Below are 16937 nucleotides of genomic sequence, written 5' to 3'. Positions count from 1 at the left end.
CCTCGGATCCTCAGCTGCTACAGGCCGCTGCCGGAGTTGTAGAACCTGACCTCGACGTCGTCCTCACTCACGATGTCGTTATCGAGCACCAGCACGGCGACGTCCGATTCGGCTCCGCTGTCCCACTCGTAGCGGCCCAGCGTCAGACCTTCGATCTCGTCGTCGTCGGACGGGTCGAAGTCGACCACGCGACGTCCGCCGTACGCGCCGTTGGCCAGGTCGTAGGCGCTGATGTCGAAGGTCGCGTTCGACGTCAGGTACAGGTGGCCGCCGGCGGAGATGTGGCCGCCCTGCACCTCCTTGATCTCCCGAGACAGCGGGATCGACCGCAGCCAGCGGTATCCGTTGGCCGGGTCGTACACGTTGATCCGGTCGACGGCCTTGATGGGCTGGTCGCTGCGCCCGAACGCCGAGCTGTAGAGCAGACCGTCCCGTGGATTGATCGCGACCCAGGGAATCGAGGTGCCCTGCGGCCGGTACCCGTCCGCGCCGAGCGGGCCGATGAAGTCCGTACGCATCGTCTCCGGATCGACCACCCACACGTTCGCCGGTTCCACGGCCACCACGATCCGCCGTCGCACGGGATCCCAGACCGGGGGACCCAGGTGGTTACCGCCGTTGGCGGGCAGCGCCAGGTAGCCGACGACCCGATCGTCACCCTGGGGGAAACCCGGCCCGAACTTGTAGAGCCGGCGGTGATCGGAGTCGTTGCTGCCGACGTACCAGTTCACACCGTCCGTGGTCAGGCCCTGCGCCTCCTCGGTCCAGTCCTCGTTGCTGAAGTCCACCGTCGTGGTCGCGCGCCAGTTCGACGGGTTCGACATCGGCGGCGCCGGCGGTAGGTCGCCCTCCAGGGCAGCCCACGCCGACCAACCGCCGGCATCGCTCTGCCATCGGTGCCGGACGTCGCCCTGGGCGTTGACCCCGATCAGCTCGATGCGACCGTCGTCGCGGCGATCGGCGGCCACCGACTGCAGGCTTCCGTCGAGCGTCGCCCACGCCGACCAGTTGTTCGCCCCGGCGGTCGTCTGCCTGCGCTGCCACAGCTCGTCGCGGCTGTTGGTGCCGATCAGCACCAGCGAGCCGGCGCGGTCGCGCGCGACCGCCAGCGACGCCAGCGTGCCATCGAGTGAGGCCCAGGCCGACCAGCCGGCGGCCTGCTGCCAGCGGTGCCAGATCTGGCCCTCGGCGTTCAGCCCGAACAGCTCCAGGCGGCCGTCCGCGTTGGCCTCCACCGCCACGGACCGCAGCCCACCGTCCAACCGGGCCCAGGGCGACCACGTCGTCGACCCGGCCGCAGTCTGCCACCGGTGCCACACCTGGTCGTTGGTGTCGGTGCCGAACAACTCCAGGCGGCCGTCGGCGTTGCGGCCCAGGGCCAGCGAGCGGTACGTGCCGTCGAGCCCGGACCAGCCCGACCAGCCGTTGCCCGCCTGCCGCCGGTGCCAGACCCGGCCCTCGGCGTTGACACCGAAAAGCTCGACGCTGCCGTCCTGGTTCGCCTCCGCCGCCATCGAACGCAGTGTGCCGTCCAGCGACGACCACGCGGTCCAGGTCTGCGCGTCCGAGGCGGACTGCGTGCGCACGCCGAGGTGGTCGGCGCCGTCCCTCCCGAACAACGTCAGCCGGCCGCTCGCGTCCCGGGCCACGGCCAGCGTGCCGTGCCCGAGAACCCGGTCGGTAGCGGCGTGCGTGGCAGCCGGCACCATGGTCACCGCAGCGGCCAGGACGGTTACCGCGCCCAGGACCAGCGACCCGAGGCGACACGACCCTCGGATGGACTTCCTCACCCTGTCTCCCTTTCTAGAAACGCATGGAGAGCTGACCCGGAGCCACCCCCGGCGGTTCCGGCGCGGCTCCGGGCCAGCCCGGAAAGTGGTCAGCCCACGGTGGGGTGCACGGTTCCGTTCGCCGTCACGTCGCAACGGCCGTCACCGTTGCGGTCACCGAATGCCGTCACCTTGTCGGCCGTGATGGTGGACTGGCGCAGGTGGTGCCAGCCGAGGGTCGCGGACTGGTACCACCAGTTCGCGCCGGACGCCAGGAAGGTGTCGTTGGTGCCGTCGCCGTCGAAGTCGCAGACATTGGACCTGGTGCCGGTCGTCGCGCTGAACCCGAAGGTGTTGGCCGAAGCCTGCAGTCCGGTTTCGTTCTGCACCATCGCCGCGTCGTCGAGCGCGTTGCCGAACTCCTGCCGGTGCGTGAAGACGTTGTTCGACACGTACATGCCGATGCTCGGCGTACCGCGCAGCTTGATGCCGGTGCCCGCGCTGTAGAGGATCGTGTTGTACCTGATGTCCATGAACTCACCGGCGAGTCCGCAGTTGTAGCTACTCAGGCCGCACGAGTCCCGGGCGTGCATGTCGATCATGTGGGTGTGGTAGACGTCGGTGTTCCAGCCGCCGTTGGGCAGGACCAGGTTGTTGTACATGCGGTAGCCGCTGCCCTCGCGGCCGTCGCCGGCCACCGCGTGCCGGTTCCAGTCGAACACGTTGCGTTCGATGAGGGCGAACCCGCCATTGCGCACCGCGACGCCGTACCCGCCCCCGTGACCGCCGCCAAGAATGTCGCCGGTCTGGTGCTGGTTGTGGTGCATGTAGTTGTCCACCACCCGGACCATGCTGGCGGGGTCGTCGTCCTTGCCGAGCCGCCCCTGGCCGTCGTCGACCAGGACGGTCGAGCCGCGCCAGCCGTACAGCTCGCTGTGGTCGATCTGCACATTGCGGCTGGAGAAGATCCGGATGGCGTCGCTGTCCTCCTCCTCGGTCTCCGCGGGCTCCTCACCCTGCCCGCCGTCGAGGCGGATGCCGCTGATGCGGACGTTGTCGGAGGTCACCTGGGCCGGGTCGTGCCCCAGTTGGAACAGCACCCGGGGGAAGGACGTGGTGAACAGGCGGGGACCGCGTGGGTGCACCGAGGTGTCACCGAGGATCTGCACGCCGGCCGCGATACGGATGAACTCGCGGCCGCTGAGGTCCAGGTTCACGTCGCCGACGATCTTGATGATCGCATGGGGAACGGTCACCGCGTTCGCGAACAGCTCGGCCTGGGTGTTGTGGGTGATCCAGTACAGCGGGGCGAGGTCACCCCCGAGCGTGGTGAAGTCCGACCAACCGTCCTGCTGCTGCACGCGCACCAGGCTCTCGCCCGCGCCGTTCATGACGACGTGCGCGATCCGCCCGTTCGCGTCCGCCTCCGCCGCCATGGCGCGCGCCTGGCCGGGCACCGAATCCCAGCCCGTCCATCCGGCGCCGCCCCTGTCGATCTGCCGGCGGTGCCACATCTGCTCGGCCGCGTTGGCCCCGAACAGCTCCAGGCGGCCGTCCGCCGCCTTCGCCACGGCCAGCGACTTCAGCGTGCCGTCGAGCTTGGCCCACGCCGACCAGCCGGCGGGGCGGGTCTGCGCGCGGTGGAAGATCTCACCCGCGTCGTTCAGGGCGAACAGCTCGACCCGGCCGTCCTCGTTGGTCTCCGCTGCGACGGTCCGCATCAGGCCGTCGTTGAACAGCGCCCACGGTCCGAACGTGTGCGACCCGGCGGTCGTCTCGGCCCGATGCCAGACCTGGCCCAGGTTGTTGGTGCCGAAGAGTTCCATCCGGTTGTCCTGGTTGCGGGCCACGGCCAGGGACGTCAGCTCGCCCTCGATCGAGGTCCAGGGCGACCAGCCGCCCGCGGGAAGCTGCCACCGGTGCCAGATCAGGCCCTGGTCGTTGATGCCGAACAACTCGACGTGGTTGGCGCCGTTGCTCTGGGCAGCGACCGAGCGCAGTGACCCGTCGAGCTGGCTCCAGCCGCTCCAGGCCGAACTGGGCCCGGACTGCCAGCGGTGCCACACCCGGTCGGCACCGTCGGTGGCGAACAACTCCATGGCGCCCAACGCGTTCCTGGTCAGCGCCGGCGTACCGAGGTCGAAGCTGATCGGCTCGGCGAGGGCCGGCGAGGCGGGCGCGGCGACCACCGACACGGCGGTCGCCACCACCATCACCGCAACCGCGGCCCAGCCCGTACACCGTCTTGCCGAACGTGCCGAGCCACGGACCCTTGCCCGCAGACTTGTCATCATTGCCTCCTTGAGCCCGGCGGGCGTCCACGCGCCCCCGGCTGTTGTGCCTGTCTCAGGGACGGCGTGACGAGGCCCTCGGAACAGTGTTCCGAGGGCCTCGTCACGGTTGTCCTCGCTCACCCAACCGACGTTCCATCGCGTTCCTCGGCGGCGGGTGCCCAGACGGGCGTCGGGCGTCGCCCATCGAGGAAGGTCAGGCGGTCGGGCCCGGCCTAAGGCCTGATCTTGAGACCGTTGTCCAGCGCGGCCCAGCCACTCCAACCGGAGGCGGTCTGGTGGCTACCGGACACCTTGCCCGCAGCGTCCACCGCGAACAGTTCCATCCGGCCGTCGGCGTTGGACCCGGCCGCGACGCCGTAGTAGGTCCCGTTCAGCTGGCTCCAGGACGACCAGCCGTTGCCATCGGCGCGCTGCGCCCTGGTCCACAGCATCCCCTGCGCATTGGTGCCGAAGATCTCCAACCGCTGCTGCGCGTTGCGAGCCACCGCGACGGTCTTCAGTGTGCCGTCGAGCCGGTCCCAGTTCGACCAGCCGCTGGGAAGCATCTGCCAGCGGTGCCAGACTTCGCCCGCCGCGTTGAGCGCGAAGACCTCCACGCGGCCGTCGCCGTTCGCCTCGGCGGCCACGAAGCGAGCGGTCATCCCCAGGGTCGACCAGTTGGACCAGTCGCTGGTCGTGTTCTTGGTGTTCTGCCAGCGGTGGCTGACCTGGCTGTCCTGGTTCGTGGCGAACAGCTCGAGGCGACCCGCGCCGTTGCGTGCCACGGCGACGGACGTGAACGGACCACCCAGCGACGCCCAGGCCGACCATCCGCTCGCGGTCTGCCAGCGGTGCCAGAGGGTGCCCTCCTTGTTCACGCCGAACAGTTCGAGCCGCCCGTCGTCGTTCTTCTCCACGGCCATGGACCTGAGCTGTCCGTCGAGCTGAGACCAGGCGTTCCAGGTCGCCGATCCGGGCTGCTGCTGCGCGCGGCAGTGCACCGAGTCGTGGATCGAGGCGCCGCACAGCCGGACGAGGCCGTCGCCGCCGGCCGCCGCCGCGATCGAGGATCCGTTGGCCGGGCCGGGGCCCCGCAGCGAGGCCAACGCCGCACGCGAGGTCGGGTAGCTGCTGACCTCGATGGCGCGGTCCCGTGCCTTGCTGTAGTCGAACGCCGGAAGCGGGTCGCCGCGTCGCAACTCCGTGGTGACGAAGTCGTAGCCGTCGTGGTTGAAGGCGGTGCAGCGCAGTTGCACCTCCACCGGCTGCGGATTCGGGTCGACGGGCCGGTCACCCCACAGCGGCGTCGCCCCGCACGTCGGTTCCAGCCGCTCCATGTTGCGCTGGTTCGCCGCGATGAGTTCGTCCTTGAGCAGGTTGGTGCTGAAGCCGGCGTTCGCCCGGGCGAACAGGGCGATCGGTCCGACCGTGTTCACCGCGAATCCCATGACATCGACAGCGGCCCGGTTGTCCACCACGTTGATGTACGCCCTGGCCTTGGCCACACAGTCGGTCGCCTGGACAGCGAACGCCTGGGCGTTGTCGGGGCTGAGCGCCTCGAGGTCGGCGAACGTGATCACCGCGTTGCGGGTGCAGGTCTCCACGTCGGCCGCCGCGATCTCACCGATCTCGTCGAGCACCTCGGCCACCTGCTCGCCGACCTGGGCGATCGATGCCTGCAGCTCGTTGACCGCCTGCTCGAGCGTCATCTCGTTGCCCAGCAGGGTCTTGTAGACGTCGTACGCGGTCTTCGCGTAGCCGGCGTACTTGCCGTACTCCTCAAGCTTGTCCAGGGTGTCCGCCCGGGCGGGCTGAGCCACCGTGAGCGCCACCATCGTGGCGACCACCGCCGTGGTGACGCGACGTGCGCCTCTTCGCACTTCCGACGATTTCACGTGTACCTTTCCATGGTTTCTGCATGGGTGATGCCGGTGACTGACGTCCGTCACGCGGTGTTCGGTCGTGGACGACGCGTTCCATGGCGTTCCTCTTCTGCCGGGACCTCGGCTGGCAGCTGGGCCAGTTTCCGCACGCATGCGACGTAGGTCGCCTGCGACGACTGCACCTGGGGTCGCAGGATCGACACGGCCCAGGTGAGCAGGGGACGCACGCCGGCGAGGTCGCCCATCGCCTCACGACAGAGGGCAAGGTTGTAGAGGGTGGGAGCGAGGTCAGGATGGTCTTCACCCAGGCAGGTCACCTTGATGCTCAGCGACTCCTGCAGAGCGTTGCTCGCCGCCGCCACGTCGCCCTCGCGGAACATCAGGGACCCCAGGTTGTGCAGCGTGACGGCAACCTCGTGATGCGCGGGACCGTACTCGCGGCGGTGGTGGTCGAGGCAGCTTTCGAGCAGCCGTCTCGCCTCGTTCCACGAGCCGCGATCGATGAGGATCGCCGCCAGTGCCGCGTCGTCCGCGGCCAACGCCCGCCTGTCGACCTGCGTCTGGCCGGTCCGGACGGCGATGCCCAGCCGCGCCAGCCGCTCGGCGCGTCCCAGGTCCCCTCTGGCGTGCGCCACTCCGGCCTGATTGTGCAGCACCGCGGCGAGGTCACCCGCCCTCGTCGGCGTCCTGGACAGGAGTGCGAGCGACCGGTCGTAGAGGTGCTCCGCCTCGTCCAGACGACCGAGATACTTGAAGAGCATGCCCAGCTCGTTGAGCAGCACCACAAGCATGTCGCGGTCACCGGAACCGGCCTCGAGTGCCTCGATCGCGGTGGACGCCGTCGAGGCCGCCGAGGCGTAGTCGCCCTCGGCCGCCTGGCGACGGACGGCGCGCAGCGCGTTGTCTGCCTTCTGGTCCACTGCTGTCTCCTCGGCAGGCCGCGTATGACGACGTGCCGGCGGACCAGGTCCACCGGCACGTCGACGTTCACGGTGCTTGGGCCGCTAGGCCTGTCCGGGTGGCCCGGCCGGGTGCGGGCCGATATAGAGCCCACCGGCGGCGGTCGGCACGGCTTCGGTGGCATCGCCGGCGGATACGGCTACCGCGCCGATCGCCAGGGCCAGGGCGGCGACGCCGGTCAGCACCGCCAGGTACATCCTCGTCATGACTTCACCTCTCCTCTGCTGTCGGAATCGGTTACAGCAGGACCTGGTTGTGGTTCTGACCGCACGCCCAATCCGGGCACGAGTCTCGGAGGGCCTGCGTCCCCGCCTCGACGGGAGAGGTGTCACCCACATAGGCCGCGACTGCGCTCGCTCCGAGCAGCGCCGCGAGAATCAGGAGGCGGGGGAACCGCCTCACCCTGTCTTCGGCGGAGTGCGGTGGCGTCTTCACTAACGGCTCCTTCCAGGCACGTTGCGTCTCGCGGGTATGCCGTGCCGGTCCGTTCCAGCTGGTTCCCACCAGCGTCCGGTCCGCCGGTGCGCGGATGCGCTACGGCCCGGCCCCGGTCATCCCGAGCGGCGATCGCCGAGCTGCGTCACAGCAGCGCGCAGCGGAGCGGACGCCCCGTGGGTCAGCGGCTCCCCATGCCCGAAGCAGGCGATCTCGACATCCAGGTCGGCCTGCCGCCTCATGGATTCGGCCGCCTGCTCCGGATCGACGTTGAACACCCCGAGGATCACCGTCCCGTCGGGTAGTCGCGCGATCGTGTCGCCGGTGAACAGGACCCTTGACCGGGGCAGATGGAAGGAGACGCTGCCCGCGGTGTGCCCGGGCACCGCCACCGCGACGGCCGGCTCCCCACCGAGATCGATGACGTCACCGTCGTGAAGCCGGTGGTCAACCACCACCGGGGCGGCGGGTTGCGGGGGCTTCCCGCCGTGGACCTCGTCCCAGAGGCGCTGTTCCCAGTCGGTCAACAGCGGCGGCCGGACCTGCTCATGACCCTCGAGCACCGGGGTGTCCGCCTGATGTGCGTAGACCGTCACGTCCGTCCACGTCGTGATCTCCGCCGCCGAGCCGGCGTGGTCGACGTGATGATGCGTCAGTAGGAGGCGCCGCACGTCGGCAGGTCGGTGACCGAGGCTCCCGATCCCCGCCGCGATGGCGGGTGCCGACCCCGGAACCCCGGAGTCGATCAGCGTCAGCCCGTCCGCACCACGCCACAGGTACGCGTGACCCACGGGAAAGCGGAACATGTAGAGATTCGGTAGCAGTTGCATGACGTCCACAACCGGCGACGATATCTATACGGACCCTTACCGACAAATGCGAGTACCCTTTCTCGGCTTACAGCGAACGAAAGCATCGATCGGCGGTAGCCGAACCCGTCGGACGGAACGGCGTGGAACAGGATGGAACGCGGCAAGGACAGGGCTCGTGTCGATCATTGCGATCGGGATGATGCGTCGGCCCCCGTTGTGGGCGGGCGCCCGACGACAATCAGTGGACTGCGGTCATCCCCGCGATACGCGAAATTGCCCGGCTCCCCGTCTTGCCATTAGCGGAATCGCATGTACCATCTGGTACATGAATTATGGAGAGACGATCATCACCACGGCGACGACCGCGGCCGCCTGGGCGGCGGTGGCGGACGTGACGGGCTGGCCCGAATGGACGGCCTCCATGACGGAGGTGGTGCCGCTCGACCGGCCGACACTGGGCCTGGGCAGCCGGTTCCGCATCCGCCAACCCGGCTTCCCCACGACCGTGTGGCGGGTCTACGACCTGCAACCGGGTGTGTCGTTCGCCTGGGAGACGCACGCGCCGGGGGTGCACACCTTCGCCTATCACCGGGTGGAGGCCCAGCCCGACGGAACGACCCGGATCAGCATCGGCATCGAGCAGAGCGGGGCCCTCGCCTGGCTGGTCGCCCTGCTGACCGCGTCGCGGACGCGACGGTACCTGCGGATGGAGGCGGCCGCGCTGAAGGCGGCCGCGGAGTCAGGGACCATCCCGTCGCCCGCCCCTACCGACGAGGCCGCCGGGGACACCATGACCGAAGGGGTGCGCCGCGCCGGTGGCTGGTGATGCCCGGGAGTCGCTGCTCGACCGCTGCGTCAATCTTCTGAAGGAGGGCGGGTTCAGCCAGCTCAGCCTCCGCGAGATCGCTTCCGGCGCGGGCACGAGCCATCGCATGCTGCTCTATCACTTCGGCAGCCGGGAGGGCCTGCTCACCGAAGTCGTCCGACGGGTCGAGGCGGAGCAGCGCGCCGCGCTGGCGGCCCTCGCCGCGGAGCTTGACGACCCGGTCGAGGTGAGCCACCGCTTTTGGCGGCGCCTGGCCGACCCGGCCCTGGCGCCGGCGGAACGGCTGTTCTTCGAGATCTACGCGCACGCCCTGTTCGAGAAGTCCTGGACCGACTCATTCCGCGCCTCGGTCATCGCCGCCTGGGCGGGCCCCGTCGAGGAGTTGTTCACCCACTTCGGCTGGGCCGGCCCGGAGGCCAGGCGGCGGGCCCGGTTGAGTCTCGCCGCGACACGTGGCCTGTTGTTGGATCTGCTGATCACCGGCGACCGAGACGTCCTGGATGCCGCCGCCGAACTGTTCGCCGAGCTCATCACGGCCCGGCCGCCGACCGGGGCGTGAGCCCGCAGGTTCCGGTGAGCGTCCGCTCACGCCCGTGCCGGTTACGGCGCCGCGAGCCTCGGCACTCCGACCGGTGCTTCATCCCCATCTCGTTGCCGATGGATGACCTGCCGAATCGTGCCCTCAGCGGCTGCCCGCGTACAGGTTCTGCCACCGCCACAGCCTGACCCGCGAGATGGGCATCCGCCGGGGCGGACGCCCATCCACCGCAGTTGCCTGACCATCCTGGCGATCGAGGGCAGCCAGAGCGCTAGCCGAACGACGATGCGGCCAGGCAGTACACAGGGAGCCGCACGGCACAGACGGCCGTGGTCAGCCCTCCCACTCCTCGAATTGTCCCCAGCCCCAGTCGACGCCGTACTGCATCTGACCGACCAGGTAGGCACCCCTCGTCAGGTTGAGAATCCGCTGACCACACTCGTGGGGCACGATCCGCCACTCATACACAGGCGTGGCCGACCACACCAGATTGATGCCCCACTCGCGCACGCCGTACTTCAGGTAGCCTCCCCCCGGCATGTAGATCGCGGCATTCGTCTCCGGGGTGACCCAGCCGTCATCAGGCAGGCCCTGGCCGAGCACGGTTACCCGCGACTGAGGCCACTCGGTCGGGATGATGTTGATTCCCTTGGGCTGGCTGCCGTACTTGTAGGCGTTGTCGCCGGGTCCCTCGCTTATTCTCATGGGCCCGTAGCCCCCACTCCAGGTGGGAAGGCCGTGCCAGTACTTGCCATCTGCCGCCTCGCAATAACCGGGGCCGTAGCTGCCGGCCGCCTTCGCAGGCACGGCGGGCAGTGCGGCGATCACGGCAACCACCGCCACGGCACCCCACCGCTTCAGCGCCATCATCACGCTTTCGCTCCTATAGTTCCGTCACCATCCGACGAGCTGCCGGTGGACAAACACGCCGCTCCTAGTACCGGACGGGCCCGGGACCCCACCGCAGCATCGGCCCCTCGCCGGTGTCCGGACCCATCGCCAGATACGCATCAATGGACGCATCAGGCGTGCCGATGTTGTGAACCAGTTGATCGCCGGACGATCCGGCCGGCTCGATCAGCCACTCGTACACGGGGGTGCTGGACCAGACCAGCCCGATGCCCCACTCCCGGGCGCCGTGCTTCAGATATCCGCCGCCGGGGAAGTACAGGGCGACCCTGGTCGTCGGCGTGATCGGCGCATCACGGGCAAGCCCCTCGCCGTACACATAGATCTGCGACCTCGGCCAGTCGGTCCACCCGATGTTGATCCCGTATCTACGGGTCTCATAGTGCAGAGAGTCGTCGTTCTTGTATGCCTGTCGGGCAAGGTTTCTCATCGGCCCGTAGCCCTGGCTCCAGGTGGGAAGGCCGCGCCAGTGGTAGTCCAGGTCCGAGGCCGTCCAGGCCGGCCCGACCACTGGCGCTTCGGCTGCCGTGGCTGCCGGCTGCGTCACCGCGAGCAGGACCACTGCAACAGCCGCGGCCAAGCCCAGTCGCATTCTTCTCATAAGATCCTTTCAAGGTTTCGTCACCCTGCTCCGAGGACGTTCCAGGCCGTTCCGTGACGCGCCCGGTGGTCCTCATCGACACCGCTGCGCCGAGAACGGCCGACCGGGCTCGAGAATCGCCGCCGCCGACCCCGCACCCGAGGTCGTCCTGCCGATCAGACGGACACCCCGCCGGAGGTTTCCTCACCCGCTGCCAAGTGCCTCGGTGGGAGGCATGCGGGCTGCTCGGACCGCTGGGTAGATGCCGGCGACCGCACCGATGGTGATCGTCGAGCCGATGCCCGCGACGATCGCCCACCCGGGTGTGACGGGAGGCCACTGCTGGAGGGAGGCGTAGGTGATGGTGATGGCGGCTCCGAGCACGGCGCCGGCGCTGCCACTGAGGGTGGACAGCAGCAGAGACTCCGTCAGGAACTGGAGGCGGATCTGGCCGCGGGTGGCACCCAGCGCGCGGCGTAGGCCGATCTCGGCCCGTCGTTCGAGCACAGAGATGATCATGATGTTCGCGATGCCAACGCCGCCGACGAGCAGTGCCACCGCGCCGAGGCCGAGCAGGAGCCCGTTGAAGGCTCGTTCGGTGGCACGTTTCGCGGTGAGGGCATCGGACGGTCGGGAGACGACGACCTCGTACGGTGCGGCCGGGTTGGCGGTCACGGCGAGCACATCGCGCACCGCGGTGGTCCCGGCGGTGTTCAGTTCCCGCAGCAGAGAGGCGATCCCTTCGCCCGCCGCAGTGTCCAGATTGCCGGTGGGTTCGTCGGCCGCCCTCAGATCTGTATTTCCACACCACCCCAACCGAGTTCCCGCCAGATCGAGCAGCTCCCCATGCCGGGTCGTCCGCACCACCGGCGACAGTCATCGGGACGCCTTCGCGGCAGCCTGGCCAGCCTCCCCACCGCGCACGACAGCCGGTGAGCAGATCATCCACCCCTGCTCACCGGCCCTCACCAGCCGTTGGTGTCGCTATGGTCGGCGATTCGCGAAAGCAGAGAACGTGTAGCGTGCGGCCGACCCTGGGGGGCCCAAGGCAGGTGCCGGCCCGGAAGGCGGTGAGCCCGTACGGCTGGCGAAGGGCGGTGACCGGTCGATAGCCCGCTCGTCGACCAGCATCCACTTGAAGAACCGCTGTGGTCCCTTGTGCTTGTTCAACACGGTCGACGCGGATCCCGGCCTCGATCATCCACCCCCTGGAACCGCCTCCACCTGCGCCCGCGTGCGCGGCAGCGAGGAGGTAGTCGTAGCGAGTGGTCTCCGGGTAGTTCCCGGCCCGCAGCGACCGGTCCCGGTCGCGGAGGAACCCGGCCCAGGCCCGGGACAGTCCCGAAGTCCAGGATCCATGCCGAGCAACAAAACGAGGGTTACCGCAGGTCGCTGACCTGTGGAAACCCTCTCGCTGTCGGGACGGCCGGATTCGAACCGACGACCCCTTGACCCCCAGTAGTCCGGTGGCCCAGCGGCTTGCTCACTCACGTTTGTCCAGGTCGCTGCAAGCATAAAACAGCCGAGTAAAGGAGCCGTCGTAGCGCTCCCACCACGTTTGCCTTCGGGTCTGCTGCACCGATGGGTGACAGTCGTAGTCACGCGGCCTGACTGGCCGGCGGGTTCATGATGGTCTCGTACTCGATAGGGGTCAACCGGGACAGGGATCGTTGGCGTGTGCAGCAGACCCGTATTCAGGACCCTGCTGCTCTGATCCCTTGACGTCAAGGAGACGTGCTGCTCTCCGCCCGTCCTCAGCCTCGCCGACGCACGGAGCCCGGCATCCGGTGCCGGATCCACACTCCCGCCGTACACGCCGTCATTCCCGTTCCCGGGCACCGCCGGGTGTGGATACCCCATGAGCTCAGATGGCGATGTGGGTCAACCGCTCGGTTATCTCGGCGCCGGCGACCTGGATGAGGGCTCGCGCAGCCGCCTCCGCGCGGTCCGGGTCCGCACCGGCGATGGCGTCGACGATGTGCCGGTGGGAGGAGACGGCCTCGTGACCGAGATGGTCCGGCATGAGATGCAACGACTCGCGGGCCTTCAGCGCGGCTTCGATGGCCCCGCTGATCTGGGCCAGCACCCGGTTACCGGCGCCGGCCAGCAGCAGGGTGTGAAACTCGATGTCGGCTCGGGTGAAAGCTTGCGAATCGTTGCTCCGGACGGCCTGCTCCATCTCGTCGCAGCGGTCGGCAAGTCCCTTCGCCCGCGTGTCGTCGCTGCTCTCGGCGCAGCGGCGGGCGGCCATCGGCTCGACCGCCGCCCGCAGGTCGAGCAGGTCCCGCAGTTGCGACTCCCAGCCCGGGCCCTGTACCCGCCAGAGGATGACATCGTGGTCGAGCAGGTTCCAGCGCTCGACCGGCAGCACCCGCGTCCCGGTCTTGGGGCGGGCCGCCACCATGCCCTTGGACTCGAGCACGCGGAGGGCCTCCCGGACGACCGGGCGGGACACCCCGTAGCGGGCACCGATCTCCTCGGGAACGATCTGCTCGCCCGCGGCCAGGTCGCCGGAGACGATGCTCAACCCGATCGTGTGCACGACCTGTCCGTGCAGGCCACGCGGAACCGCTGGTTCCACCGACATCAGTCACTCCCCTGGGTGGTTGTACGTCCATCGTCCGGCATCACTCGCCGGCGTTGGCAGCGGCCCCGCCGTGGCCCGTCGACGAACCTCACGCGAACCTCACCCCGAGACCGCCGTCGACCGCCCAGTTCGCGCCGGTGACGAACGCGGCCTCCGGGGAGAGCAGGAACGCCACCACCGTCGCGACGTCGTGCGGCGTGCCCAGCCGCCCGAGGGGTTGCACGGCGAGCGCCTTCTCCTCGGCCTGCGGATCGGCGTGCTGGGCGAAGTACTCGTCGACGAGGGCGGTGCGGATGTAGCCGGGTGACACGGCGTTGACCCGTACCCCTCGCGCCGCCACGTCGAGCGCGAGGCTGCGGGTCATGCCGACCAGGCCCGCCTTCGCGGCCGCGTACGGGAACATGCCCGCGCAGGTGAGTTCGGCGTGCAGCGAGGCGATGTTCACGATGGATCCGCCGCCGGCGGTGAGCAGGCTCGGCAGCACGGCCCGGGACATCAGCCACGCACCCTTGAGATCGACGTCGAACACCCCGTCCCAGTCGGCGACGGTCATGGCGACAGCATCGGCGTAGGAGTTACGTCCGGCGTTGTTGACCAGACCGGTGACCGGTCCGAGGGCATCGGTGACCGCGTCGACCGCCCGGGCGACGGCCTTCTCGTCGGTGATGTCGGCCGTCACCGCGTGGACGAGGTCCGGGTGACGTCCGGCAAGGACGGCGGTGGTGTCGGCCAGTTCGTCGGTGGACACGTCGACCAGGCCGACGGCTCCACCATCGTCCAGCACCACCTCGGTGATGGCGCGGCCGATGCCGCGGGCCGCGCCGGTCACGATCACCACCTGCCCGGCCAGTCGTCCCTCACGCATCGTGGCTGCCTTCCTGTGCGGCACGGAGCGCGGTGCGCAGGGTGGCGACCCGGTTCTTCGCCTGCTCGGCGCCGCCGGTGGTCAGCGCGGAGCCAACACCGACGGCGACCGCACCGGCGCGAATCCAGGCGGCGGCGTCGGCCGGCGCGATCCCACCGGTGGGGACGAGCGGCAGGTGCGGCAGGGCGACCCGCAGTTGGGAGATGTCCTCGGGACGCCACCGCGACGCCGGGAAGACCTTGATGAGGTCGGCTCCGGCGGTCAGCGCGGTCAGCATCTCGGTGGGCGTCGAACAGCCGGGAACGGCGAGCACCCCGTGCCGGCGGGCGGTCGCCACCACGTCGTCGGCCAGAGCGGGACTGACCAGGAGTTGGGCGCCGGCTGCCACGGCGGACCGGGCGCCCGCCGCGTCGAGCACGGTGCCGGCACCGATCAGCCGGTCAGGGTACGCGGCACGCAGCCGGGCGATGACCTCCAGCGCACCGGGCGTGGTCAGCGAGACCTCCAGCACGCCCAGGCCGGCGTCCAGGATGGTCCGGGCTGCCGCGAGCGCGGAGTCCGGGTCGCTGTCGCGGACGATGGCGATCACCCGTTCGTCGGCGACGCGGGACAACAACTGCCAGGTGTACGGCACGGGCGCTCCTATCGGTTCACGGTGCTGGTCGGGTCGGCGAGCAGCCGTTCCACGGTGGCGGGGTCGGGCAGCCCGGGCAGGTCGCCGTGCGCGGCGACCACGCAGGAGGCGACGGTGTTGGCGTAGGTGAGGCTCTGCTCCGGGGACCGGCCGCGCAGGGTCGCGGAGATCCAGCCGGCGGCGAAGGCGTCACCGGCGCCGACCGGGTCGACGGCGGCCACGGCACGCGCCGGCGCGTGCCGCCATCGGGCGCCGTCCGTGACGCGGGCACCCCTGACGCCTTCCTTGATCACCACGAGGCGGGGGGCGGCTGCACGTAGCCAGTCGGCGTCGAGGCCGATGTCGTGCAGTTCCTCTTCGCCGGCCAGCACGGTGTCCGCCCGGGGTACGAGTTGGGTGACCAGGTCACGCCACACCGGTGCCGGAGCGAGACGCAAGCGGACGTTGGGGTCCAGCACGACCGGCACACCGTGGGCGTGAGCGATGTCGACGGCCTTCTCCACGGCCGCGCGCGCGTCCGGGGAGAGCGCCGCGGTCAGTGCGGTGACGAAGAGCATGCCGGCGGCGCGAACGAGGGCGGCGTCGACGTCGGCGGGGCGCAGCGCGGCGCCGGCGCTGCCCGCGCGGTGGTAGGAGACGGTCACCGGCCGGCCGGTGGGGGCGTCGCGCACCAGTAGGCCGGTGGGGCGGTCGTGGTCGGTGCGTAGCGCGCTGACGTCGACGCCCTCGCCGCGCAGGGTGGTGGTCACCCACCTGCCGGGGGCGTCGGCGCCGACGCGGCCGAACAGGGTCACCGGGTGACCGAGCCGGGCCAGCCCGACGGCGACGTTGCCCTCGCTGCCGGCGACGTGCCGGTGGAAGCGCACCGCGTCGGCGAGCGGCACCTGTGGTTCGGCGAGGAACAGGGCCATCACCTCGCCGAGGGTGACGACGGCTTTCACCGGACCGGCGGCAGCAGGTCCGCGAACTCCGCGAGGAACCGGTCCACCGTTGTCACCTCCTCGGCGTCCAGGCGGCGGGCGGGGTCGCGGCAGGTGGGGTGGTCGATCAGGCCTCGGCGGGCGGAGATGAGTTTCTCGGCGGCGACGATGAGTTCCACCCCCTGCATCCAGTACGACAGGTACGGCAGCATCCGGGTGTGCAGCGCGAGCGCCTCGTCGACGGCCCCGCCGTGCCAGTGCCGCCAGATCGCGACGTAGAGCTCGGTGAACGAGCAGCCGGGCTGGACGCCGGCCGCGCCGCGGCGCAGCGCGTCGGGCAGGTGCAGGCCGGCGTAACCGACGAAGGCGGGCAGCGCCGGGTCGGTGGCGCCGAGGGCGGTGATGAACGGTCCGGGTGGCACCGCCTCGACCTTGACGTAGCGCAGGTTCGGGTGGCGGCGGGCCAGGGCGGCCACCACGGCGGGATCGAGGCTGGTGCCGGTCTGCGCCGGGGCGACCTGCAGCACGACCGGTAGCGGCGCGACGGCGTCGGCGACCGCGCCGATGTGGGCGCGCACGGCGTCCGGCGCGGGGCCGAGCAGGTGCGGTGGGAGCAGGTTGATCGCGGCTGCGCCGGCGTGAGCCGCGTCCACCGCCCGTCGCACGGCCACGACAGTGGCGTGGTCCGGGACCGAGATGATCGCGGGTACGCCGTGGGCGCTGGTCGTGGCGAGCAGCACGTCCCGCAGGTCGACGCGTTCGTCGTCGGTGAGTTTGTGGAACTCGGAGGCGTAGCCGGGGAACATGACGCTGTCCACTCCGGTGCCCAGGACGTGGGCGACGACCCGGTGGAAGCTGTCGACGTCGACGCGTCCGGCGGGGTCGAAGGGCACTTCGAGCACGGGGCTGACGCCGGTGAGGCGGGGTGAGTTGTCGGTCATGGGAC

At 70.0% G+C, this 16937-nt stretch carries 15 protein-coding genes and 1 pseudogene; 2 read left to right on the top strand and 14 right to left on the bottom strand.

The features are described 5' to 3' along the window. Positions 1-17: 17 nt before the first annotated feature. The 6 genes from AB0B02_RS29050 to AB0B02_RS29025 form a co-directional block, all read right to left on the bottom strand. Positions 18-1790 (bottom strand): tectonin domain-containing protein, encoded by a 1773-nt coding sequence (locus AB0B02_RS29050; RefSeq protein ID WP_357305621.1) that lies wholly within the window; start codon positions 1788-1790, stop codon positions 18-20. An 89-nt stretch (positions 1791-1879) separates the two neighbouring features. Continuing rightward, complete coding sequence (locus AB0B02_RS29045; RefSeq protein WP_357305618.1) at positions 1880-3976, bottom strand: tectonin domain-containing protein; 2097 nt, start codon at positions 3974-3976, stop codon at positions 1880-1882. A 299-nt stretch (positions 3977-4275) separates the two neighbouring features. Then, positions 4276-5922, bottom strand: coding sequence for a hypothetical protein (locus AB0B02_RS29040; RefSeq protein WP_357305615.1), 1647 nt, complete (start codon positions 5920-5922; stop codon positions 4276-4278). A 65-nt stretch (positions 5923-5987) separates the two neighbouring features. Then, entirely contained in the window at positions 5988-6845 is an 858-nt protein-coding gene (locus AB0B02_RS29035; protein ID WP_357305612.1) for a tetratricopeptide repeat protein, read from the bottom strand. An 84-nt stretch (positions 6846-6929) separates the two neighbouring features. Beyond that, positions 6930-7091, bottom strand: coding sequence for a hypothetical protein (locus AB0B02_RS29030; protein WP_281939948.1), 162 nt, complete (start codon positions 7089-7091; stop codon positions 6930-6932). Between the two features lie 345 nt (positions 7092-7436). After that, positions 7437-8150, bottom strand: a complete 714-nt coding sequence (locus AB0B02_RS29025; protein ID WP_357305667.1) for an MBL fold metallo-hydrolase — start codon at positions 8148-8150, stop codon at positions 7437-7439. A 307-nt stretch (positions 8151-8457) separates the two neighbouring features. On the opposite strand from AB0B02_RS29025, the gene AB0B02_RS29020 reads away from it, so the two are divergent. After that, entirely contained in the window at positions 8458-8958 is a 501-nt protein-coding gene (locus AB0B02_RS29020) for an SRPBCC family protein (protein WP_281939946.1), read from the top strand. Then, positions 8948-9517: a TetR/AcrR family transcriptional regulator gene (locus AB0B02_RS29015; RefSeq protein ID WP_281939944.1), complete on the top strand. Its 570-nt coding sequence runs from the start codon at positions 8948-8950 to the stop codon at positions 9515-9517. Before AB0B02_RS29020 ends, AB0B02_RS29015 begins: the two co-directional genes overlap by 11 nt. 312 nt (positions 9518-9829) lie before the next feature. Here AB0B02_RS29015 and AB0B02_RS29010 read toward each other — a convergent pair whose 3' ends face one another. The 8 genes and pseudogenes from AB0B02_RS29010 to AB0B02_RS28975 form a co-directional block, all read right to left on the bottom strand. Further along, positions 9830-10369 (bottom strand): hypothetical protein, encoded by a 540-nt coding sequence (locus AB0B02_RS29010; protein WP_281939942.1) that lies wholly within the window; start codon positions 10367-10369, stop codon positions 9830-9832. Positions 10370-10430: 61 nt separating this feature from the next. Next, positions 10431-10997, bottom strand: coding sequence for a hypothetical protein (locus AB0B02_RS29005; protein ID WP_281939940.1), 567 nt, complete (start codon positions 10995-10997; stop codon positions 10431-10433). Positions 10998-11189: 192 nt separating this feature from the next. Next, a pseudogene (locus AB0B02_RS29000) lies at positions 11190-11669 on the bottom strand (ABC transporter permease); the annotation flags it as partial. A 1180-nt stretch (positions 11670-12849) separates the two neighbouring features. Continuing rightward, entirely contained in the window at positions 12850-13572 is a 723-nt protein-coding gene (locus AB0B02_RS28995) for a FadR/GntR family transcriptional regulator (protein ID WP_357305607.1), read from the bottom strand. A gap of 88 nt (positions 13573-13660) precedes the next feature. Continuing rightward, positions 13661-14437, bottom strand: a complete 777-nt coding sequence (locus AB0B02_RS28990; RefSeq protein ID WP_357305604.1) for an SDR family oxidoreductase — start codon at positions 14435-14437, stop codon at positions 13661-13663. Further along, the gene (locus AB0B02_RS28985; protein WP_357305601.1) at positions 14430-15071 is read right to left on the bottom strand and encodes a bifunctional 4-hydroxy-2-oxoglutarate aldolase/2-dehydro-3-deoxy-phosphogluconate aldolase; all 642 of its coding nucleotides are present in this window, start codon (positions 15069-15071) and stop codon (positions 14430-14432) included. The genes AB0B02_RS28990 and AB0B02_RS28985 overlap by 8 nt, the downstream gene beginning before the upstream one ends. 8 nt (positions 15072-15079) lie before the next feature. Then, entirely contained in the window at positions 15080-16012 is a 933-nt protein-coding gene (locus AB0B02_RS28980; protein WP_281939933.1) for a sugar kinase, read from the bottom strand. After that, positions 16009-16932 carry a dihydrodipicolinate synthase family protein gene (locus AB0B02_RS28975; protein ID WP_357305598.1) on the bottom strand — a complete coding sequence of 308 codons (924 nt, stop codon included), beginning with the start codon at positions 16930-16932 and terminating at the stop codon, positions 16009-16011. The genes AB0B02_RS28980 and AB0B02_RS28975 overlap by 4 nt, the downstream gene beginning before the upstream one ends. Positions 16933-16937: the final 5 nt, after the last annotated feature.

Origin of the sequence: Micromonospora sp. NPDC049240 (genome assembly GCF_040647835.1) — a bacterium.
Classification (GTDB): Bacteria; Actinomycetota; Actinomycetes; order Mycobacteriales; family Micromonosporaceae; genus Micromonospora.
The sequence above is the reverse complement of the archived record's forward strand: the minus strand, read 5'-3'. Positions and strand labels throughout refer to the sequence as shown.

Coding starts and splice junctions, on each gene's coding strand:
- AB0B02_RS29030 (WP_281939948.1), bottom strand. CDS start 7,091: ATGACGAGGATGTACCTGGCGGTGCTGACCGGCGTCGCCGCCCTGGCC.
- AB0B02_RS29025 (WP_357305667.1), bottom strand. CDS start 8,150: ATGCAACTGCTACCGAATCTCTACATGTTCCGCTTTCCCGTGGGTCAC.
- AB0B02_RS29020 (WP_281939946.1), top strand. CDS start 8,458: ATGAATTATGGAGAGACGATCATCACCACGGCGACGACCGCGGCCGCC.
- AB0B02_RS29005 (WP_281939940.1), bottom strand. CDS start 10,997: ATGCGACTGGGCTTGGCCGCGGCTGTTGCAGTGGTCCTGCTCGCGGTG.
- AB0B02_RS28995 (WP_357305607.1), bottom strand. CDS start 13,572: ATGTCGGTGGAACCAGCGGTTCCGCGTGGCCTGCACGGACAGGTCGTG.
- AB0B02_RS28990 (WP_357305604.1), bottom strand. CDS start 14,437: ATGCGTGAGGGACGACTGGCCGGGCAGGTGGTGATCGTGACCGGCGCG.
- AB0B02_RS28975 (WP_357305598.1), bottom strand. CDS start 16,932: ATGACCGACAACTCACCCCGCCTCACCGGCGTCAGCCCCGTGCTCGAA.